We start from the raw sequence: 20832 nt of genomic DNA, 5'->3' as shown, positions 1-20832 counted from the left end.
CCCCTCTCCCGGGTCCGGACATCCGAAAGGAAGGACGGCCCCAGGGCTCGCCACAGTACTCCATTCGGGCCACCTGGGTGGACCGCCGCGCCGCCGAAGTTGTCCCGGGCGGCGGGAGTTGGCCTGCCCCGGAACGGGGCCCGGGCATGGCCCACCTGCGGCGCGGTCCGTTTTCGGGTGTCTTGCTTCACAGAATCCGCAGAAGCGGAACTATCCCTTTCGTCCAGGTGTCTGTAACTACCGGAAGAGGAGAGGCAGGAGAGGCGCGAGAGGCAGGCAGACACGGGATGGCACAGGACGGCACCGCACCGGAGAAGCAGAAGCTCGACCTGAGCGTCGCTCAGATCGCCGGCTCCTCCCTCGCCACCGTCGCGGCGGCGCTGCTCGCCTCGAAGCTGGGGGTGTACGGGACCATCCTGGGCGCCGGGGTGGTGAGCGTGGTCGCCACCGCCGGCGGCCCCGTCATCCAGCACGTGTTCCGCAGCACCGGCGACCGCCTCCGCACCGGCGACCGCCTCCGCACCGGCGACCGCCTCCGCACCGGCGCCCGGCCCGGCGCCGACGCCCGGCCCGGGTCCGGCCCGCCGAGGCCCCCGGCGGCCGGGGAGTTCGGCGAGGCCACCGTCCACGGCACCCGCGTACGGGGCTGGAAGCGCACGGCGGTGGCGTCGGGGGCCGCCTTCGCGATGGCCATCGGAGGGCTCGGCGTCTACGAGGCCGCGGCCGGCACCTCGGTCAGCGACGGCGGCGGCACCCTCCTGTCCGGCGGTACCCGCAAGGCCGCCGGCCACCGCCGGCGCCCCGCGCCCGAGGACGGCGGGGGCGGCGGGACCTCCCCGGGTCCCGGGCGCTCCCGCGGCGGCCGGAGCCCGGAGCCCGGTCCGGCCCCCTCCCGCTCCGCGGACCGGGCGCCGTCGCCGGCCCCGAGCCGGCCGGGACCGGACCCGGAGCGCACCCCGCAGCCCGCACCCACCCCGTCCTCGACGCCCGCGCCGACACCGACGCCCACCCCGGAGCCGAGCTCCTCCTGAACCGCCGTCAGGCGCCCAGGACCCGCCTCAGGTAGTCGTTGCCGAACAGCCGGTCCGGATCCAGCCGGTCGCGCAGGGCGGTGAACTCGCCGAAGCGCGGGTAGAGCCGGGCGAAGTACTCGGCGTCCCGGGTGTGCACCTTGCCCCAGTGCGGCCGCCCCTCGTGCGCGGTGAAGATCCGCTCGGCCGCGGTGAAGTACGCCTGGTACGGCGTGCCCTTGTACATGTGCACCGCGATGTACGCCGTCTCGCGCCCCGAGGCCGTGGACAGGGTGATGTCGTCCGCCGGAGCCGTCCGCACCTCCACGGGGAAGCTGATCCGCAGGTCGGAACGGTCGACCATCGCCTTGAGCTCCCGCAGGGCCCCGACGGCGCGCTCGCGCGGAAGGGCGTACTCCATCTCCACGAAACGCACCCGGCGCGGGCTGGTGAACACCTTGTACGGGATGTCGGTGTAGGTCCGCGCCGACAGTGCGCGGCTCGCGACGCGGGCGATGGAGGGGATGGCCGCGGGAACGGCTCGGCCCAGCGAGTTGACCGCCTGGAACAGGCCGTTGGACAGCAGTTCGTCCTCGACCCACGCGCTGACCGCTCCGGGCGGGGCGGCCGGGCCCTGGCTGCGGTTGTTGCGCTTGGTGTTGCAGTTGCCGGTGTGCGGGAACCAGTAGAACTCGAAGTGCTCGTTCTCCGCGACGTGCTCGTCGAACTCGGCCGTCACCCGGTCGAAGCCCATCGGCTCCTCACGGGCGGTCAGGAAGAAGAGCGGCTCGACGGCGAAGGTCACCGAGGTGACGATGCCGAGCGCCCCGATGCCGAGCCGCGCCGCCGCGAAGACCTCGGGGTTCTCCTTCTCGGAGCACGTCAGCAGCCTGCCGTCCGCGGTGACCAGTTCCAGCGCGCGGATCTGGGCGGCGATGGAGGCCGAGTCGCGGCCGGTGCCGTGGGTGCCGGTGCTGATCGCACCCGCGACCGTCTGTTCCATGATGTCGCCCATGTTGGTGAGCGACAGGCCTTCCCGGGCGAGGGCCGCGTTCAGGTCCTTGAGGACCGTGCCCGCCGCCACCGTGACGGTTCCGGCGGCCCGGTCGACCGCCGTGATGCCCCGCAGCGCCTGGGGGCGGATGAGCACCCCGTCGGTCGCGGCGGCCGCGGTGAAGGAGTGGCCGGTGCCGACCGCCTTCACCCGCAGCCCGTCCCCGGCGGCCCTGCGGACCGCCTCCTGGAGTTCCCCGACCGAGGCCGGGGTCACCACCCGCACGGGCGTCGCGCTGACGTTCCCCGCCCAGTTACGCCACGCGGCCGGCGTCCCCGCCGCCCCTGCCCGCCCGTTCCGCCCTGCTGTCGCCGTCCCCATCGGTAGCTGGCTCCTCCCCTTGCGCCGGCCTCGTCAGCCGGCGGTAACCCGCGAACGCCACCGCGGCCGCGGCCGCTCCCGCCGATATGGAGACGACGTACCCGCTCCTGGCGCCGGCCGCGTCGATGACCAGGCCGGCCACGGAGGAGCCGACCGCGACACCGACCGCGAGGCCGGTGCTGATCCAGGTCATGCCCTCGGTCAGCTTCGCGCGGGGTACGTGCGCCTCGATCAGGGCCATCGTGGTGATCATCGTGGGAGCGATGGCGAGGCCCGAGACGAAGAGCGCCACGGCCAGAAACGGCAAGTTCCCGGCCAGTAGGAGGGGGATCATACTCACGGCCATCGCACAGATGCCCAGTACCCATCGACGTTCGGCCGTCCCCTTGGGGTGCAGCAGGCCGAAGACGATCCCGGCGAGGCAGGAGCCGAGGGCCCACACGGCGAGGATCACGCTCGCGAGCGGTTTGTGGCCGCGCTCGTCGGCGAAGGCGAGCGTGGCGACGTCGATCGAGCCGAAGATCGCCCCGGTCGCCACGAACGTGGCCACGAGCACCTGGAGTCCCGGGGAGCGCAGGGCCGACGACCGGTTCCCGTGCTCGTCGTGCGGATGCGGCTCCGGTTCCGTGGCGCGCTGCGCCGTCAGCCACCACACGCCCACCAGCAGGCACAGCGCGGCGACCAGCGGCCCGGCCTCCGGGAACCAGGTCGTGGACAGGGAGATGGCGACGATCGGCCCGAAGATGAAGCAGACCTCGTCGACCACGGATTCGAAGGAGTACGCGGTGTGCAGGCTGGGGGTGTCCCGGTAGATCGCCGTCCACCGGGCGCGGACCATCGAGCCGACGCTCGGTACGCACCCCGCGAGGACGGAGAAGACGAAAAGGGTCCAGTCCGGCCAGCCGTTCGCCGCGGCGATCAGGAGCCCGGCCACCGACGCGACGGCGAAGAGGGTCGCGGGGCGCAGCACCCGCCGCTGCCCGTAGCGGTCGACCAGCTTGGAGATCTGGGGGCCGACCGCCGCGGCGGAGAGGGCCAGGGCTCCGGTGAGCGCGCTCGCCAGCCCGTAGCGGCCGGTGATCTCCGAGATCATGGTCAGGATGCCGACGCCCACCATGGAGAGCGGCATGCGGCCGATGAACCCGGCTGCGCTGAACCCCTTGGTGCCTGGGGCGGCGAAGATCGCGCGGTAGGGACTGGGCACGGGCCCTCCGTAGGGGATGTCAAAGGCCTGAACAGGTTACGACCGCCGACAAGGCACCCGCATGGCGAGGAAACGGACTTACTAAGGGTGACCTTACCCGTGGGCCGCGTCATGTCGGCCGCCGGGTCCGTTTCCCGCCGCGGCCGCCTGGGTGGCAGGATTCGACGCATGTCCGACCAGCTCCGCGCCCCCGACGCCGCCCCCTACGACGCCCTTCTGCTGCTCTCCTTCGGCGGCCCCGAGGGCCCCGAAGACGTCGTGCCGTTCCTGGAGAACGTCACGCGCGGGCGCGGCATCCCGCGCGAACGGCTCAAGGAGGTCGGGCAGCACTACTTCCGCTTCGGCGGCGTCAGCCCCATCAACGGCCAGAACCGCGAGCTCCTGGACGCCCTGCGCAAGGAATTCGCCGAGCACGGCCCGGACCTGCCCGTGTACTGGGGCAACCGGAACTGGGCGCCGTACCTCACCGACGTGCTGCGGGAGATGGCCGCCGACGGCCGCCGCCGCATCGCGGTGCTCGCCACCAGCGCGTACGCCTCGTACTCCGGCTGCCGCCAGTACCGGGAGAACCTCGCCGACGCGCTCGCCACCCTGGCCGAGGAGGGCGTGGCCGAGCTGCCCCGGGTGGACAAGCTGCGGCACTACTTCAACCACCCGGGCTTCGTACAGCCGATGGTCGAGGGCGTGCTCGCCTCGCTGGCCGCCCTGCCGCAGGACGTGCGCGCCGGCGCGCACCTGGCGTTCACCACCCACTCCATCCCGACCGCGGCCGCCGACACCTCCGGCCCCGTCGAGGAGCACGGCGACGGCGGCGCGTACGTCAGGCAGCACCTGGAGGTCGCGGGGCTCATCGCGGACGCGGTGCGCGCCGAGACGGGCACCGAACTGCCCTGGGAGCTGGTCTACCAGTCGCGCAGCGGCGCCCCGCACATCCCCTGGCTGGAGCCCGACATCTGCGACCACCTGGAGGCCCTGCACGAGGCTGGCGCCCCGGCGGTGGTGATGGTGCCGATCGGCTTCGTCTCGGACCACATGGAGGTCCTGTACGACCTCGACACCGAGGCGACGGCCAAGGCCGCCGAACTGCACCTGCCCGTCGCCCGGTCGGCGACGGTAGGCGCCGACCCGCGGTTCGCGGCGGCGGTACGGGACCTCGTGCTGGAACGGGCCGCCGCCGAACGCGGCGAAGCGGTGGAGCGGTGCGCGCTCGGGGCGCTCGGCCCCAGCCACGACCTCTGCGCGGTGGGCTGCTGTCCCGCGCGAGCACCCCGGCCGGCGGCCGCGGGCGTCGACAGTCCGTACGCGTAGGGAGTGGGACGAGCATGGTTAGCGACGAACAGGACCCGGCCGCACTGAAAGCGGAACTGCTGGCGGTGGGCCTCGACGCCGCCCGGAAGGCGGGCGAGCTGCTGCGCGACGGGCGGCCGGCGGACCTTGCGGTGGCGGCGACCAAGTCCAGCCCGATCGACGTGGTGACCGAGATGGACATCGCGGCGGAGAAGCTGATCACGGGCATCCTCGCGGAGCGCCGGCCCCATGACGGGCTGCTCGGCGAGGAGGGCGCCGACAGCCCCGGGACGAGCGGCGTGCGGTGGGTCGTGGACCCGTTGGACGGCACCGTGAACTACCTGTACGGGCTGCCCAGCTGGAGCGTGTCGATCGCCGCCGAGTACCGCGGCGAGACGGTGGTCGGGGTGGTGGCGGCGCCGATGCGCGCCCAGACGTACCACGCCGTGCTCGGCGCAGGGGCCTGGCAGGGGGACGTCCGGCTGCGGTGCCGCGCGGCCGCGCCGCTGGACCAGGCACTGGTGGCCACCGGGTTCGCCTACCTCCAGGACCGCAAGGAGCAGCAGGCGGAGGTGGTGCGGCGGATCCTGCCGCGGGTGCGGGACATCCGCCGCGCCGGATCGGCGGCCCTGGACCTCTGCGACGTCGCCGCCGGGCGGCTGGACGGGTACTACGAGCGGGGGCTGAACCCCTGGGACCTCGCCGCGGGCGCGCTCATCGCCCGGGAGGCCGGCGCCTTGACGGGTGGCCGGCCGGACGAGCCGGCCTCGGGGGAGCTGGCGCTGGCCGCCACCCCCGCCGTGTTCGCCTCGCTGCAGCCGCTGCTGGAGGAAGCCGGGGCCTGGCACGACTGACCGCGGACGGTCCCGGACGTGAGTGGATCCCGGCCGCCCTGGGGCGGCCGGGATCCAGGAAGGAGTACCGGGGTTCGAGAAGTGTCGGTCGGGCCTTCGGTCGGGCGGCTCTGCGTCAGGTGCCTTCGGTCGGGCGGCTCTCCGTCAGGTGCCTACGGTCGGGCAGCTCCCGGTCAGGCAGCGGTGACCGGAACGCCGTGCTCGGCCGCGAGGCGCTGGAGGTCCTCCAGCTCGGCCTGTTCCACGTCCGCGAGGTAGTCGTCGCCCGTCGCACGGGCCTTGCTGAGGTCCGACTGCGTGGCCCTGATGCGCTGCAGGAGACCCGCGGTGAATGCGTCCATGGTGGGTGCGCCCCCTCTTCGTGGGTCGCGGCGGTGCTGCCCGTGGCAGTCCGCCGTCAGGAGTGGATGGGGTGTTCCCTCGTCCTCCCCGGCACCCTGGGCGCAGAAACCTCGTGAGTCCATCGAATCGTCGCAACCGTCCGTACGGAATCGGCCGCTGCGGGGGGCCCATGGCGCCTTACAGCCGGTTTACCGCCGAAACGGGCAGGATGGGCGACGCAATACACGTGTGCCCTTCTGGGCTCGAAGGAAGGAAACGACGTGCGCGTACTCGTCGTCGAGGACGAGCAGCTGCTCGCCGATGCGGTGGCCACCGGCCTGCGCCGGGAGGCCATGGCCGTGGACGTCGTGTACGACGGCGCCGCGGCCCTGGAGCGCGTCGGAGTGAACGACTACGACGTGGTCGTACTCGACCGGGACCTCCCGCTGGTGCACGGCGACGACGTCTGCCGCAAGATCGTGGAGCTCGGCATGCCGACGCGCGTGCTCATGCTGACCGCCTCCGGGGACGTCAGTGACCGGGTCGAGGGGCTGGAGCTCGGGGCGGACGACTACCTGCCCAAGCCGTTCGCCTTCACCGAGCTGACCGCCCGCGTGCGCGCCCTGGGCCGGCGTACGACGGTCGCCCTGCCGCCCGTGCTGGAGCGCGCCGGGATCAAGCTGGACCCGAACCGGCGCGAGGTGTTCCGCGAGGGCCGGGAGGTGCAGCTGGCGCCGAAGGAGTTCGCGGTGCTGGAGGTCCTGATGCGCAGCGAGGGGACCGTGGTCTCCGCCGAGCAGCTGCTGGAGAAGGCCTGGGACGAGAACACCGACCCGTTCACGAACGTGGTGCGCGTGACGGTCATGACCTTGCGCCGCAAGCTCGGGGAGCCGCCCGTCATCGTGACCGTGCCGGGTTCCGGATACCGGATCTGACGCCATGGCAGCGACTCCGGCGCCACCAGCGGCACCCCCGAAACCGACCTGGGACCCCGGCCAGCCCGAGGGTCCTTTCCCGTGGCTGCGGCCGACCATCCGCATACGCCTCACCCTGCTCTACGGCGGGATGTTCCTGATCGCGGGCATCCTGCTGCTGTCGATCATCTACCTGCTGGCGGCGCAGGCCCTGCGGGAGGGCAACGCCCTGCCCTTCAAGATCGTCGGCGGTACGAAGATCGAGGTCACCAGTACGACCTGCTCCGGCGTGGGCGCCGACATGTCCTTCGACCAGTTCTACTCGGCGATCAGCCAGTGCATCTTCGACCAGCGCCGGCACGCCCTCGACGACCTGCTGAGCCGGTCGCTGATGGCGCTGCTGGGCCTGAGCATCATCGCCTTCGCCTTCGGCTACGCGATGGCCGGCCGGGTCCTCTCGCCGCTGGGCAAGATCACCCGCACCGCCCGCCGGGTGGTGGGCACCGACCTGACCCGGCGGATCGAGCTGGACGGGCCGGACGACGAGCTCAAGGAGCTCGCCGACACCTTCGACGAGATGCTCGACCGGCTGGAGCGGGCCTTCACCGCCCAGCAGAGGTTCGTCGCGAACGCCTCGCACGAGCTGCGCACACCGCTCGCGATCAACCGGACGCTGCTGGAGGTGCACCTCTCCGACCCCGGGGCGCCGGTGGAACTCCAGCAGCTCGGCAAGACGCTCCTGGCCACCAACGAGCGCAGCGAGCAGCTGGTCGAGGGGCTGCTGCTGCTGGCCCGCAGCGAGAACCAGATCGTCGAGCGCAAGCCCGTGGACCTGGCTGAGGTCGCCTCGCGCGCCATCGACCAGGCGCGGGCGGAGGCCGCGGCGAAGGGCGTGGAGATCCGCGGCGAGCGGTCGCTCGCCGTCGTCCAGGGCAACGGCGTGCTGCTGGAGCGGATCGCCTTGAACCTGGTGCAGAACGCCGTCCGCTACAACGTGCCGGAGGGCGGTTGGGTGGAGGTCACGACCGAGGTCCAGCACGGCCAGGCGGTGCTGCTCGTATCGAACACGGGTCCCGTGGTTCCCGCGTACGAGGTGGACAACCTCTTCGAGCCGTTCAGGCGGCTGCGTACGGAGCGAACGGGCAGCGACAAGGGTGTGGGGCTCGGTCTGTCCATCGCGCGCTCCGTGGCGCGCGCACACGGCGGCCGCATCCAGGCGACGCCCCGGGAGGGCGGTGGCCTCGTGATGCGTGTCACGTTGCCCTTGTGACCAGGACGCGCCTGCGTTCGCTATCGGCTGAATTCTTGGCCCACCGGTCAGATGGTCGCTGTGTGATCGATCACATGGGCGAGTGTCCGGCCGTGCGCGTTCCGTGACCCCAAGGGGGCCGGAAAGCCCGGGAAGTCCGGGTTTCCGGCCCCCCAAATGGCGGGAAATACACGGGGTGGCGTTTGTGCAAGGCGGCCTCCGGACCGTGTACGGTCCCGGTCGTCATCCCAGCCACAAGCTCCTTCGGGGGCCCGGCTGGGTGTCGATTGAGTAACAGACCTTGATGTGAGGCAAAATCTCCGCCTCAGGTCGGGCACAAGTCCGGCCTCTCGCGCGTTACGTGCGCTGAGACACCGCTAAATCCCAGAGGGGGAGAGCGAACCATGGCAACGGACTACGACACTCCGCGCAAGACCGACGACGACGTAGACAACGACAGCATCGAAGAGCTGAAGGCTCGACGCAACGAGAAGTCCCACTCGAATGTGGACGTGGACGACTTCGACGCGGCGGAGGGCATGGAGCTTCCCGGTGCCGACCTCTCCAACGAGGAGCTGGCCGTCCGGGTCCTGCCCAAGCAGGCCGACGAGTTCACCTGCATGAGCTGCTTCCTGGTGCACCACCGCAGCCAGCTGGCGCGCGAGAAGAACGGCCAGCCGATCTGTCGCGACTGCGACTGAGAGGCCTCGGCCGTGAAGGGGTCGTCGCCCTTCCGGAAGCACCGCTTCCGGAAGTCTGGTGATCCAGCGGAGACGCGGGTGGAAACGGGCTCGGAGGCGGGCCGCGTGACCTCCGGCGATCCCGCCGTGCCCTCCGACACCGCCCCCGCGGTGCCGCCGGCCACGGTGGCCGACGACGGGCCCCGCACGTCCGGGACCCGTCGGATGCAAGCCGTCAAGAACGGTGTGCGCAAGGGCGGCGCAGGTTCCAGGGCGGTCGCCCTGTACATCGCCGAACGCGTCATCGAGAACGCACCGCGCGTTCCGGTTCGGGACCTCGCGACCCTGCGCGCGCAGTTCCCGGGCCTCGACCCCGACCGGCTCGCCGACAAGCTGATCGCCGGCGCCGCCCACGCCACGTCCGCCGTCGGAGCCGGTGTCGGCGCCGCGGCGATGCTGCCCGTGCCGCCCGCGATGCCGGCGGAACTGGCGGCGGAGGTCACCGGGGTCGCCGCGATCGAGCTGAAACTGATCGCCGAACTCCACGAGGTCTACGGGCTGCGGCCCCCCGGGAACCTCATGGAGCGCACCTTCGCCTACCTCACGTCCTGGACGGAGGAGCGCGGCGTGGACCTGACCAAGCCGACGACGCTGAACGCGGCGCTGGGCGGTCAGATGAAGCGCGAACTGCGGCAGCAGATCACCAAGCGGATGGTCCGCAACATGCCGAACCTGATTCCCTTCATGGTGGGCGCGGCCGTCGGCGCCGTCATGAACCGCCGCGACACCCGCAAACTCGCCCACAAGGTCCGGGACGACCTGCGGGCGCGCGCCGTGTCCTGGGACGCCCTCTCCGCGCTGCCGCCCCTTGAGCGGGCGCCAGGGCCCCTTCCCGAGGCCGCCAGGGCCGCCATCGAGGGGACGGACCCCGAAGAGCGCCGCTAGCCGGCCGCCGGACCCGGGAGAGCCGTCAGCCGGCCTGCGTCCGCGCCGAGCGGATCGCCGCCGCCAGTGCCTCGGGCTCACGGGTGGAGAGGTAGACGTACGGGGTCGGATCCGCCGGGTCCGTGACCTCGACGCGGACCGCCGTCGGGACGTAGCTGCGCAGCAGCATGAACGCGCGGGTGTCGGCCTTGTAGGTGCGCCAGGCCCGGGCCTCCTCCGCGTCCAGGACCTCCGGCTCGCCCAGCGCCGCCACCGGGATCCGGGCCTCGCCCGCCGCCAGCGCACCGTTCACCACGCGCACGCGCGCGGAGCCGTACGAACTCACCAGCATCCCCGTCAGCGCCGTACCTCCGACCAGCCCGGCCAGCAGCGGCAGCGTGCCCAGCGGGAGCAGCATCAGGGCGCACGCCAGGCCGGTGAGTACGGCGATGGCCCACCAGGAGCGCGGGGCGGTCAGGCGTTCGTCGTGGTGCGCGGGGGAGAGCTGCATGGCCTCAAGCCTGCCACGGGGCGACCCGCGGGTAGCCGCGCGGGTAAGGTCAGCGGCTGTGAGTGGACGAAACACAGCGTTGACGCCCCCGGCCGACGCCACGGCGCCAGTCCGGCACCCCGACGCGCCGGCACCCGGCGAACTCCTCGGTGCGCACTACGAGCACTGTTTCGGCTGTGGCGGGGGCCAGCCGCACGGGCTCCACCTGGAGGCCAGGGCGGGCGAGGGCGTGAGCGTCACCGCCGAGTTCACCGTCAAGCCCGCCCACCAGGGCGCGCCCGGTCTCGCGCACGGAGGCGTACTGGCCACCGCGCTCGACGAGACGCTGGGCTCGCTGAACTGGCTGCTGCGCGTCATCGCGGTGACCGGGCGGCTGGAGACCGACTTCGTCCGGCCGGTCCCCCTGGGCACCGTGCTGTACCTGGAGGCCGAGGTCACCGCCGTCGCCGGGCGGAAGATCTACTCCACCGCGGTCGGCCGAATAGGAGGCCCGCAGGGCCCCGTCGCCGTGCGCGCCGACGCCCTCTTCATCGAGGTGAAGGTCGACCACTTCATCGACAACGGAAGGCCCGAGGAGATCCGGGCGGCAATGGCAGACCCGGACCAGGTCAGGCGCTCGCGCGCCTTCGAGGTGAACCCCTGATGACTCAGAACGACCGCGCACCGGTCGACGTGCTGATCCGCCGCGTCGACCCCGAGGTGCCGCTGCCCTCCTACGGCCATCCCGGCGACGCGGGCTGCGACCTGGTGACCACCGAGGCCGCCGAGCTGGCGCCCGGTGAGCGGACCGTACTGCCCACCGGCGTCTCGATCGCCCTGCCCGACGGGTACGCCGCCTTCGTGCACCCCCGCTCGGGCCTGGCCGCCCGCTGCGGGCTCGCGCTGGTGAATGCCCCGGGGACGGTGGATGCCGGGTACCGTGGGGAAATCAAGGTGATCGTGGTCAATCTCGACCCGCGCGAGAGCGTCAGGTTCGAGCGTTTCGACCGCATTGCCCAGCTGGTTGTCCAGCGGGTCGAGAAGGTGCGCTTCCACGAGGTGGCGGAACTTCCCGGCTCGGCCCGGGCCGAGGGGGGTTTCGGCTCCACCGGCGGTCATGCGGCCGTGGCCGGATCCGGAGCTGGTCAGCAGGGTGGGAATGGCTACGCTTCGGTCGTAACCGACCGGGAAGGACAGTGACGTGTTCGGACGTCGCAAGAAGAACGACTCCGTCAACGACGGCGGCGCGGCCGAGCAGGTCGTCGAGAACGAGCACGGCGATGAGCAGAACGACGCCGACCAGCTCGACGACGCCACGCCCCGCCGAGTGAACCTGCCGCCGGCGCCCCGGCCCGACGGCCCCTGGGACGTTTCCGAAGTGCCCGGCAAGCCGGAAGACGGCCGGGTCGACCTCGGCGGCATCCTCGTACCCGGTGTCGAGGGCATGGAGCTGCGCGTGGAGGTCGCGGGTGACGCCATCGTCGCCGCGACCGTCGTCCTGGGCGACAGCGCCGTGCAGCTGCAGGCCTTCGCCGCGCCCAAGAAGGAAGGCATCTGGGGCGAGGTCCGCGAGGAGATCGCCGCGGGCATCACCCAGCAGGGCGGCATCATCGACGAGGTCGAGGGCCCCCTGGGCTGGGAGCTGCGCGCGCAGGTGCCCGTACCGCTGCCCGACGGGCAGACCGGTGCGCAGCTGGTGCGGTTCGTCGGCGTCGACGGCCCGCGCTGGTTCCTGCGCGGCGTCATCTCCGGCCAGGCGGCGGTGCGCCCCGAGGCCGGCGGTGTGCTGGAGCAGATCTTCCGGGACACCGTCGTCGTGCGCGGTGAGGGCCCGATGGCGCCCCGCGACCCGATCGTCCTCAAGCTGCCGAACGACGCCCAGATGGTGCCGGACGGCGTGCAGCAGACCGGTGAGGCGGAGGGCTCCCGCTTCGGCGGTGACATGGGCCAGCTGGAGCGCGGGCCGGAGATCACCGAGGTCCGCTGACCCTCCGCTCCTCCTGCTCCTCGCTTTCGGGCCGGTGGGCCGTATCCCTCGCGGGTGCGGCCCACCGGCCTTCGCGCGTCCCGGCGTGCCTTCGCGCGTCCCGGCGTGCCTTCGCGCGTCTTGGCGGGCCTACGCGCGCCCCGGGGGCCTTCCGGGCCCGCGGGGGCGGGTGACCGCGTCGTCGGCTGCGTCGCGCACCACGGCCGGCAGCGGACCGGGACCCCGGGGGCCGGGAGCAACCACCCGCGGGTCTCCCGGGGGCAGCCGCGCCGCAAGCTCGGGGCGGACCCCCGCACCCGCGGCACTTCCTCACCGGACCGGGCACGGGGTACTGCTTCGAGAGGTGGCGGGCACGCCGGTACGCTTCCTGTATGAGTGCTGAACCGCGTCCCGAGAAGCCCGCGAAACCGGCCAGGCCGGCGGGCCGGTTCCGCCGGATGATCGAGCGTCTTTCCACCTCCCAGGAGGAGCTGCATTCGGCGGAGCTGCAGCAGGACGCAGAAGCCGCGGGATGCACGCGGATCTGCGACTCCTACGACCGCGAGATAGTCAAGGTGACCGGTACCCTGCGGACGGTCACCCTGCGCCCGCGGGCCGGCGTGCCCGCCCTGGAGGCGGAGCTGTTCGACGGCTCCGCCGCGCTGGACGTGGTGTGGCTCGGGCGTCGCTCGATCGTGGGAATCGAGCCCGGGCGGCGCATGATCGCCTCCGGACGGATCGCGATGAGTCACGGGCGCCGGGTCCTCTTCAACCCGAAGTACGAACTCCGACCGCTCGGACAGGAGCACTAGCCGGTGACGTCACTCGACAAACCGAACACCCCCGCCCCGGACGGCGCCGGCCCGGGCGGCCAGGCCGACCCCGCCGACGACCAGAAGGCGGCGACGCAGGCAGCGCTCTTCGACGCCTTCGGCGGCATCCGGGGCACCGTGGAGACGATGCTCCCCGGCCTGCTCTTCGTGATGATCTACACGATCAACAAGAACGTGGTGATGTCCGCCATCGCGGCGGCCGTCGTCGCGGTCGTGCTGGTGATCGTGCGGCTGCTGCGCAAGGACACCGTCAAGCACGCGTTCAGCGGCGTCTTCGGCGTCGGCGTGGGTGTGGCCTTCGCCCTCTTCACCGGCACCGCCAAGGGCTTCTACCTGCCCGGCATGATCTACGGGGCGGGGCTGGGGGTGGCCTTCACGCTCTCGGCGCTGATCGGCTTCCCGCTGCTCGGAGTCATCCTCGGGCCGGTGTTCAAGGAGAACCTGTCCTGGCGCACGCGCAACCCCGGGCGCAAGAAGGCGTACACCAAGGCCAGCCTGGCGTGGGGGATCATCTTCCTCGCCAAGTACGCGATCCTCTTCCCGCTGTACTGGTGGGGGGACGCGACCCAGCTCGGGTGGGTGCTGATCGCGCTCAAGCTGCCGCCGATGGTGCTCGCGGTGTACTTCACCTGGGTGTTCCTGGCGAAGGCGCCCCCGCCGATCGACGTCATCGCCGAGTACGAGGCCGAGGAGGCCGCCGAGAAGGCGGCGAAGGCCGCGGCGCGCGAGCGACGGGCGTAACCGCCGGGGCCGGACTCCCGGGACGGAGCCTGGGCCACCGAGCCCGCAACGGGTGCGCCGAGACGGCGAAGTCTCGCCGAGACGGCGAAGGGGCCGCCGGCCACACATGTGGTCGGCGGCCCCTTCGCGCGTGTGCGGGGCGTCAGTGACGGGCCTGGAGGAGGTCCTCCAGCTGCTCCTCGCGGGCCTGGGCGGCCACGAACAGCAGCTCGTCGCCCGGTTCCAGGGTCTCCTCGCCGTGCGGGGTGAGCACCCGGTTGCCCCGGATGATCGTGACCAGCGAGGTGTCCTCGGGCCAGCTGATCTCGCTGATCTGCGTGCCCGCGACCGAGGAGTCGGGCGGCAGGGTCAACTCGACGAGGTTGGCGTCGCCGTGGCTGAACCGGAGCAGCCGCACCAGGTCGCCGACGCTGACGGCCTCCTCCACCAGGGCCGACATCAGGCGGGGCGTGGAGACCGCGACGTCGACGCCCCAGGACTCGTTGAAGAGCCACTCGTTCTTCGGGTTGTTGACCCGCGCCACGACGCGGGGCACCCCGTACTCGGTCTTGGCGAGCAGGGAGACGACCAGGTTGACCTTGTCGTCACCCGTGGCGGCGATGACCACGTTGCAGCGCTGGAGCGCGGCCTCGTCCAGCGAGGTGATCTCGCAGGCGTCGGCCAGCAGCCATTCGGCCTGCGGCACGCGCTCCACGGAGATGGCGGTCGGCGCCTTGTCGACGAGCAGCACCTCGTGGCCGTTCTCCAGCAGCTCGCCCGCGATGGAGCGGCCGACGGCGCCGGCTCCGGCGATCGCGACCCTCATGCGTGTGCCTCCTCGGGCCCCTGGGCGAAGACCGCCTCGACCTTCTCGATCTCGTCCGTGCGCATCATCACGTGGACGAGGTCGCCCTCTTGGAGGACCGTCTGCGACGTCGGCAGCATGGCCTCGCCCAGCCGGGTGAGGAACGCCACGCGGACGCCCGTCTCGTCCTGCAGCGTGCTGACCTTGTGACCGATCCAGCTCGCCGAGGTGTGCACCTCGGCGAGCTGCACACCACCGCTCGGGTCGCGCCACAGCGGCTCCGCGCCCGAGGGCAGCAGCCGGCGCAGCATCTGGTCGGCCGTCCACCGCACGGTCGCCACGGTCGGGATGCCCAGGCGCTGGTAGACCTCGGCGCGCTTGGGGTCGTAGATGCGGGCGGCGACGTTCTCGACGCCGAACATCTCGCGGGCCACGCGGGCGGCGATGATGTTGGAATTGTCACCACTGCTGACGGCGGCGAAGGCGCCGGCCTCCTCGATGCCCGCCTCCCGCAGCGTGTCCTGATCGAAGCCGACCCCGGTCACGCGGCGGCCGCCGAACGATGCCCCCAGTCGACGGAATGCGGTGGGGTCCTGGTCGACGACTGCGACCGTATGACCCTGCTGTTCCAGGGTCTGCGCGAGGGCGGAGCCCACCCTTCCGCAGCCCATGATGACGATGTGCACGGCCGTCCTTCCGGCTGACAGCGGCTCGCTGGTTACCAGCCTCATTGCATGCTCTGGCTAAACAGGGTCTCAGACCATGGCCCAAGCTACACACGGGCGGTCACCAGTGTGACCATTTGGGCTGCGAGCGGGGGCTCATTGGAGCGTGATTGCCCGCTGATAGGGGCGGGGGGTTCGTCAGCCGGTTTTCGAACGCTTACGATCCTTGGCGTGTCCAAACTGACCGACGTGCCCAAACGGATCCTGATCGGCCGGGCGCTCCGCAGCGACCGCCTCGGAGAAACGCTCCTCCCCAAGCGGATCGCCCTACCTGTTTTCGCCTCGGACCCGCTCTCCTCGGTGGCGTACGCCCCGGGCGAGGTGCTGCTGGTCCTGTCGATCGCGGGCGTGTCGGCGTACCGCTACAGTCCCTGGATCGCGCTGGCGGTCGTGGTGCTGATGTTCACCGTGGTCGCGTCCTACCGGCAGAACGTCCACGCCTACCCGAGCGGTGGCGGCGACTACGAGGTGGCCAACACCAACCTCGGGCCCAAGGCCGGTCTCACCGTGGCGAGCGCGCTGCTGGTCGACTACGTCCTGACCGTCGCCGTGTCGATCGCCTCCGGAGTGGAGAATCTCGGCTCCGCCATCCCCTTCGTCGTCGAGCACAAAGTGCTCTGCGCGATCGGGATGATCTTGCTCCTCACGTTGATGAATCTGCGCGGCATGAAGGAATCGGGGCGACTCTTCGCGATTCCCACCTATGTCTTCGTCGCGGGCGTATTCATCATGATCGCGTGGGGTGCCTGGCGGGGCCTCGTCCTCGACGAGACCATGAAGGCGCCCACCGCCGATTTCGAGATCAAGGCGGAGCACCAGGGACTCGCCGGTTTCGCATTGGTCTTCCTGCTGCTGCGCGCCTTCTCCTCGGGCTGTGCCGCACTGACCGGCGTCGAGGCGATCAGCAACGGCGTGCCCGCGTTCCGCAAGCCCAAGAGCAAGAACGCCGCGACCACCCTCGCCCTGATGGGCGCGCTGGCCGTGACGATGTTCTGCGGAATCATCGCCCTGGCGATGGCGACCGACGTGAGGATGGCCGAGAAGCCCGCGACGGACCTGCTCCACAACGGCATGGCGGTCGGACCGGAGTACGTGCAGAACCCGGTGATCTCCCAGGTCGCCGAGGCCGTCTTCGGCGACGGCAGCTTCCTGTTCATCGTGCTCGCCGCCGCCACCGCGCTCGTCCTGTTCCTGGCCGCCAACACGGCCTACAACGGCTTCCCGCTGCTGGGCTCGATCCTCGCCCAGGACCGCTATCTGCCCCGTCAGCTGCACACCCGCGGCGACCGGCTCGCCTTCTCCAACGGCATCGTGCTGCTCGCGGGCGCCGCCGTCCTGCTGATCTGGATCTACGGCGCGGACTCGACCAAGCTGATCCAGCTCTACATCGTCGGCGTCTTCGTCTCCTTCACCCTCAGCCAGACCGGTATGGTCCGGCACTGGAACCGGCACCTGAGGGCCGAGAAGGACCAGGCCGTGCGGCGCCGGATGTTCCGCTCCCGCGCGATCAACGCCTTCGGCGCCTTCTTCACCGGCCTGGTGCTGGTCGTGGTCCTCGCCACCAAGTTCACCCACGGGGCCTGGGTCGCCCTGCTGGGAATGCTGATCTTCTACGGCACCATGACCGCCATCCGCAAGCACTACGACCGCGTCGCCGACGAGATCGCCGCCGACGAGGGGCCGAGCGACGACAGCGTGCGGCCCTCGCGGGTCCACTCGATCGTGCTGGTCTCCAAGGTGCACAAGCCCACGCTGCGCGCCCTGGCCTTCGCCAAGCTGACCCGCTCCGACACCCTGGAGGCGCTCAGCATCAGCGTCGACGCGGCCGAGACCAAGGCGCTCAAGGCGGAGTGGGAGCGGCGCGGGATCAACGTGCCGCTCAAGATCCTCGACTCCCCGTACCGCGAGATCACCCGGCCGGTGGTGGAGTACGTCAAGGGCCTGCGCAGCGAGAACCCGCGCGACGCGGTCAGCGTCTACATCCCGGAGTACGTCGTCGGCCGCTGGTACGAACACCTGCTGCACAACCAGAGCGCGCTGCGGCTCAAGGGGCGGCTGCTGTTCACGCCCGGTGTCATGGTGACCTCGGTGCCGTACCAGCTGGAGTCCTCGGAGCTCGCGAAGAAGCGGGCGAAGAAGCGGCAGGAGTGGAACGCCCCCGGCGCCGTGCGCCGCGGACCGGTGGACACCCCGCGGTCGAAGGACCGCGCGGGGAAGTAGCCGCCGGGCGGTCGGTGTGGCGAACGGCCGGACGAGATCCACGTAAACTGGTGGGTCGGTCGTCCGGCCGTTCCCGTTTTTATGTTTTGGAGTCTCCCCACCATGACCGAGCAGATCGAGAAGCAGTCACTGGTCGGGGAGGAGTACGAGGTCGAGGTCGGTCCCGTCGCGCACGGCGGCCACTGCATCGCCCGTACCGCCGAGGGCCGCGTCCTGTTCGTCCGGCACACCCTTCCCGGCGAGAAGGTCATCGCCCGGGTCACCGAGGGCGACGTCGACTCCCGCTTCCTGCGCGCCGACGCGATCACCGTCCTGGACGCCTCCAAGGACCGCGTCGAGGCGCCGTGCAAGTACGCCGGTCCGGGCAAGTGCGGCGGCTGCGACTGGCAGCACGCCAAGCCGGGCGCCCAGCGCCGGCTCAAGGGCGAGGTCGTCGCCGAGCAGCTCAAGCGGCTCGCGGGGCTCACCCCGGAGGAGGCCGGCTGGGACGGCACGGTCATGCCGGCCGAGGGCGACAAGCTACCGGCCGGGCAGGTGCCGCAGTGGCGCACCCGGGTCCAGTACGCGATCGACGAGGACGGCCGCGTCGGCCTGCGCAAGCACCGCTCGCACGACATCGAGCCGATCGACCACTGCATGATCGCCGCTCAGGGCGTCAGCGAGCTGGGCATCGAGCAGCAGGACTGGCCCCAGATGGCGACGGTCGAGGCCATCGCCGCCTCCGGCTCCGGCGACCGCCAGGTCGTCCTGACCCCGCGTCCCGGCGGCCGGCTGCCCCTGGTCGAACTGGACAAGCCCGTCTCGGTCCTGCGCGTCGAGGAGAAGGACGGCGGGATCCACCGGGTGCACGGCCGCCCCTTCGTGCGCGAGCGCGCGGACGGCCGCACCTACCGCGTCGGCATGGGCGGATTCTGGCAGGTCCACCCGCAGGCCGCCGACACGCTCATCAAGGCCGTCATGCAGGGGCTGATGCCGCGCAAGGGCGAGATGGCGCTCGACCTCTACTGCGGCGTCGGCATCTTCGCGGGCGCGCTCGCGGAGCGGCTCGGCGAGACGGGCGCGGTGCTGGGCATCGAGTCCGGCAAGCGCGCGGTGGAGGACGCCCGGCACAACCTGGCGGACTTCCCCCGGGTCCGCATCGAGCAGGGCAAGGTGGACCAGGCCCTCCCGAAGACCGGCATCACCGAGTGCGACCTCGTCGTCCTCGACCCCCCGCGCGCGGGCGCCGGCAAGCAGACGGTCCGCCACATCGCCTCCCTCTCGGCCCGCCGCATCGCCTACGTGGCCTGCGACCCGGCGGCCCTGGCCCGCGACCTGGCGTACTTCGCGGACAACGGCTACAAGGTCCGCACGCTCCGCGTCTTCGACCTCTTCCCGATGACCCACCACGTGGAGTGCGTCGCCATCCTTGAACCGACCGCGAAGGGCGCCTGACCTGCGGGTTCTTGGAACTCGTCAGCCGTTTGACCTGTTCTGAAGCACCCCCGCGTCGGCCGGGTCGCGTCCACGGACGCGACCCGGCCGACGGCTTGGTCCCCAACCCGCAAACCGCTGCCCTATGGCATTCCGAATGGCATGCCTGTCCCATGGCTGACGACGCATTCACTGGATGGCGGTCCCCATAGCGGTATCTCAGCGTCACTGGCCGCCGGCACTTCGCAGGCCATCGCGAGCGGGTGGGCAGGCGCGGTGCTCTGCGTATCTGGAGCGCGTCACCGTGCAGTGCGGCAAGTCCAGGGCATACGTACCCGCAGACGTGGTGTACGCGTCGGCTGATGCCAGGGATTCGGACAGTCTGGCCCAGCCCTGGAGCGTTTCGATGAACAGGATTTCGAGGTCGCTCTCCGCCTGCCGTTCGAGCGGAATGTGCCGGGTCGTCTCCACGGGCGAGGTGTACCAGCGCTCCCCGTCAGCACCCAGCAGATCGTCCAGCATCTGCCGCACCTCGTTGGGGCTGACCTTGTCGCAGTCGGCCGCCGGAACTCGACGGAGCAGGCACTGGTGGCAGCCGTCGAGTCCCTTTTCGCGGCATTCGCACTTCTCGATGACGTCGCGGGCCTTGAGGAGTACGTCCCGGAACCGTCGGCGGATGCGACACGGTGCAGGTAGCCGGTGCCACCGGGAAGGCGGTCGTAGACCGCGAGGAACCGTCGCGGCCAGTCCGAGCCGTCGGCACCCGCATGGTCGGGCATCGTCGCCTCGGCGATGTCGATGTGGTCCGGGTCGCCCCCGTACTGCGCTGCGATCCCCGCGAACAACGCGGCGGTGAACGACGCCAGCCGCTCCTTGGCCCGCGCCATGGAGGCGGGCAGCAGGACACGCACCGCCTCGGTGGTCAGCTCGTGGGCAAGGAGCAGCGGGACGTCCTGGCCATTGCCCTGTTGCTCGCCTGCGCCAGTGGCGGACGTTCCCTTGACCCGACGGCGTGGACACCACAGCAGGTGGTGCGTGCTGCCTGGGTGCTTGTCGCGCACCGATTCCGTCAGCGCGTGCTGCGCTACGTCCACCACAGGATGTCCCTCTGCGGTCGCTCCTCCGCAACTGGTGCAGACGTAGAAGGGATTGATGCGAACGTCAGCGCCGGCCAGGGGTGCCGTACTGCTCCCCTCCTCGCGGTCGAGCCCCAGATTGAACGTCCGGATCTTCGCCTGGCGGGTGAAGTCCACCCCGAACACAGCTGTCTCGTGCCGCCAGGAACCGGGGGCGATCCGCTCGGGGTCGATGTCGACCGTGGTCAGTACCGCATAGTGCCGCCGGTCCCGCTCATCACGGTCGTCTCGTACGCGGGCATCGTCCCGCTTGTCACGGGAGACGACCCGCCTCGGCTGTAGCACGTACTGCACGCACCCCGCATCGGCGATCGCCCGCCCGCCGCAGCGGGAGCACGGACTCGTGTCGTCTTTCGCGTTGTGTGTACGGGCGTAACCGCACGACGGGCAGAGCCGCCACGCCTGCCAGGCCCGGCGGTCGGGGGTGCCGACATCGAGCGCGCGCACGACGTGGCGGTAGCCGTTGACGTAGAAGCTGTTGCCGGGAGCGAGCTCGGTGAGGGCCAGTTTGCGGGAACGCTCGTAGTCGCGGGTCTCGCTGCGGTACACGCGGCCGGTCGCATCCCGCACCGGGGGTTGCTGCCCGCACACCCTCCTCGTCGTCCGGCGTCTCCGTCCAGTAAAGGGTGGCTTCCAGCTGGGTGGTGGTGTCGGTGAGGCTGTAGTTCGGCAGCAGGCCCAGCTCCACGAGGGTGCCGTGGGCACT

The 20832-nt window shown here is 71.3% G+C and carries 21 protein-coding genes; 14 read left to right on the top strand and 7 right to left on the bottom strand.

Annotation, left to right across the window (positions count from 1 at the left end; translation table 11 throughout):
* The first annotated feature begins 287 nt into the window (after positions 1 to 287).
* Positions 288 to 1031, top strand: coding sequence for a hypothetical protein (locus OG861_RS08285; protein ID WP_330261636.1), 744 nt, complete (start codon positions 288 to 290; stop codon positions 1029 to 1031).
* A gap of 7 nt (positions 1032 to 1038) precedes the next feature.
* Here OG861_RS08285 and OG861_RS08280 read toward each other — a convergent pair whose 3' ends face one another.
* Positions 1039 to 2385: a D-arabinono-1,4-lactone oxidase gene (locus OG861_RS08280; protein ID WP_330261635.1), complete on the bottom strand. Its 1347-nt coding sequence runs from the start codon at positions 2383 to 2385 to the stop codon at positions 1039 to 1041.
* Positions 2318 to 3589, bottom strand: coding sequence for an MFS transporter (locus OG861_RS08275; RefSeq protein ID WP_329198991.1), 1272 nt, complete (start codon positions 3587 to 3589; stop codon positions 2318 to 2320). The genes OG861_RS08280 and OG861_RS08275 overlap by 68 nt, the downstream gene beginning before the upstream one ends.
* A 168-nt stretch (positions 3590 to 3757) precedes the next feature.
* Here OG861_RS08275 and OG861_RS08270 point away from each other — a divergent pair, with 168 nt between their 5' ends.
* Positions 3758 to 4897: a ferrochelatase gene (locus tag OG861_RS08270; protein WP_330261634.1), complete on the top strand. Its 1140-nt coding sequence runs from the start codon at positions 3758 to 3760 to the stop codon at positions 4895 to 4897.
* Positions 4898 to 4911: 14 nt separating this feature from the next.
* On the top strand, positions 4912 to 5730 hold the full coding sequence (locus OG861_RS08265; protein ID WP_330261633.1) for an inositol monophosphatase family protein: 819 nt from the start codon (positions 4912 to 4914) through the stop codon (positions 5728 to 5730).
* A gap of 173 nt (positions 5731 to 5903) precedes the next feature.
* Here OG861_RS08265 and OG861_RS08260 read toward each other — a convergent pair whose 3' ends face one another.
* The gene (locus OG861_RS08260) at positions 5904 to 6071 is read right to left on the bottom strand and encodes a hypothetical protein (protein WP_329198996.1); all 168 of its coding nucleotides are present in this window, start codon (positions 6069 to 6071) and stop codon (positions 5904 to 5906) included.
* A 261-nt stretch (positions 6072 to 6332) separates the two neighbouring features.
* Between OG861_RS08260 and OG861_RS08255 the strand changes: the two genes are divergently transcribed.
* The 4 genes from OG861_RS08255 to OG861_RS08240 all read left to right on the top strand — a co-directional run bounded on the left by OG861_RS08255 (position 6333) and on the right by OG861_RS08240 (position 9839).
* Positions 6333 to 6986, top strand: a complete 654-nt coding sequence (locus tag OG861_RS08255; RefSeq protein WP_030036265.1) for a response regulator transcription factor — start codon at positions 6333 to 6335, stop codon at positions 6984 to 6986.
* A 4-nt stretch (positions 6987 to 6990) separates the two neighbouring features.
* Positions 6991 to 8235, top strand: a complete 1245-nt coding sequence (locus OG861_RS08250) for a sensor histidine kinase (RefSeq protein ID WP_329198998.1) — start codon at positions 6991 to 6993, stop codon at positions 8233 to 8235.
* A gap of 383 nt (positions 8236 to 8618) precedes the next feature.
* The gene (locus OG861_RS08245; protein WP_136212598.1) at positions 8619 to 8915 is read left to right on the top strand and encodes a DUF4193 domain-containing protein; all 297 of its coding nucleotides are present in this window, start codon (positions 8619 to 8621) and stop codon (positions 8913 to 8915) included.
* A 12-nt stretch (positions 8916 to 8927) separates the two neighbouring features.
* Entirely contained in the window at positions 8928 to 9839 is a 912-nt protein-coding gene (locus tag OG861_RS08240) for a hypothetical protein (RefSeq protein ID WP_330261632.1), read from the top strand.
* 25 nt (positions 9840 to 9864) lie between these two features.
* Here the strand turns inward: OG861_RS08240 and OG861_RS08235 are convergent, their stop codons facing one another.
* Complete coding sequence (locus tag OG861_RS08235) at positions 9865 to 10329, bottom strand: DUF3093 domain-containing protein (RefSeq protein ID WP_330261631.1); 465 nt, start codon at positions 10327 to 10329, stop codon at positions 9865 to 9867.
* 58 nt (positions 10330 to 10387) lie between these two features.
* Here OG861_RS08235 and OG861_RS08230 point away from each other — a divergent pair, with 58 nt between their 5' ends.
* The 5 genes from OG861_RS08230 to OG861_RS08210 all read left to right on the top strand — a co-directional run bounded on the left by OG861_RS08230 (position 10388) and on the right by OG861_RS08210 (position 13848).
* On the top strand, positions 10388 to 10972 hold the full coding sequence (locus OG861_RS08230) for a PaaI family thioesterase (RefSeq protein WP_329199005.1): 585 nt from the start codon (positions 10388 to 10390) through the stop codon (positions 10970 to 10972).
* Positions 10972 to 11508, top strand: coding sequence for a dUTP diphosphatase (gene dut, locus OG861_RS08225; protein ID WP_190186170.1), 537 nt, complete (start codon positions 10972 to 10974; stop codon positions 11506 to 11508). The genes OG861_RS08230 and dut overlap by 1 nt, the downstream gene beginning before the upstream one ends.
* Position 11509: 1 nt before the next feature.
* Positions 11510 to 12295, top strand: a complete 786-nt coding sequence (locus OG861_RS08220) for a DUF3710 domain-containing protein (RefSeq protein ID WP_329199009.1) — start codon at positions 11510 to 11512, stop codon at positions 12293 to 12295.
* Between the two features lie 371 nt (positions 12296 to 12666).
* Complete coding sequence (locus OG861_RS08215; RefSeq protein WP_329199011.1) at positions 12667 to 13086, top strand: OB-fold nucleic acid binding domain-containing protein; 420 nt, start codon at positions 12667 to 12669, stop codon at positions 13084 to 13086.
* A 3-nt stretch (positions 13087 to 13089) separates the two neighbouring features.
* On the top strand, positions 13090 to 13848 hold the full coding sequence (locus tag OG861_RS08210) for a DUF3159 domain-containing protein (RefSeq protein ID WP_329199013.1): 759 nt from the start codon (positions 13090 to 13092) through the stop codon (positions 13846 to 13848).
* Between the two features lie 142 nt (positions 13849 to 13990).
* Here the strand turns inward: OG861_RS08210 and OG861_RS08205 are convergent, their stop codons facing one another.
* Both OG861_RS08205 and OG861_RS08200 read right to left on the bottom strand, forming a co-directional pair.
* Complete coding sequence (locus tag OG861_RS08205; protein ID WP_190186165.1) at positions 13991 to 14653, bottom strand: potassium channel family protein; 663 nt, start codon at positions 14651 to 14653, stop codon at positions 13991 to 13993.
* On the bottom strand, positions 14650 to 15318 hold the full coding sequence (locus tag OG861_RS08200) for a potassium channel family protein (protein ID WP_329199016.1): 669 nt from the start codon (positions 15316 to 15318) through the stop codon (positions 14650 to 14652). The genes OG861_RS08205 and OG861_RS08200 overlap by 4 nt, the downstream gene beginning before the upstream one ends.
* Positions 15319 to 15528: 210 nt before the next feature.
* On the opposite strand from OG861_RS08200, the gene OG861_RS08195 reads away from it, so the two are divergent.
* Together OG861_RS08195 and OG861_RS08190 are read left to right on the top strand one after the other, a co-directional pair.
* Positions 15529 to 17577 carry an APC family permease gene (locus OG861_RS08195; protein WP_330261630.1) on the top strand — a complete coding sequence of 683 codons (2049 nt, stop codon included), beginning with the start codon at positions 15529 to 15531 and terminating at the stop codon, positions 17575 to 17577.
* 102 nt (positions 17578 to 17679) lie between these two features.
* Entirely contained in the window at positions 17680 to 19011 is a 1332-nt protein-coding gene (locus OG861_RS08190) for a class I SAM-dependent RNA methyltransferase (protein ID WP_330261629.1), read from the top strand.
* A 278-nt stretch (positions 19012 to 19289) separates the two neighbouring features.
* Here OG861_RS08190 and OG861_RS08185 read toward each other — a convergent pair whose 3' ends face one another.
* On the bottom strand, positions 19290 to 20696 hold the full coding sequence (locus OG861_RS08185; protein ID WP_330261628.1) for a DUF1998 domain-containing protein: 1407 nt from the start codon (positions 20694 to 20696) through the stop codon (positions 19290 to 19292).
* Positions 20697 to 20832: the final 136 nt, after the last annotated feature.

The sequence above is a fragment of the Streptomyces sp. NBC_00539 genome, assembly GCF_036346105.1.
In the GTDB taxonomy this organism is placed as follows: Bacteria; Actinomycetota; Actinomycetes; order Streptomycetales; family Streptomycetaceae; genus Streptomyces.
This window is presented reverse-complemented; position numbering and strand designations above follow the sequence as displayed.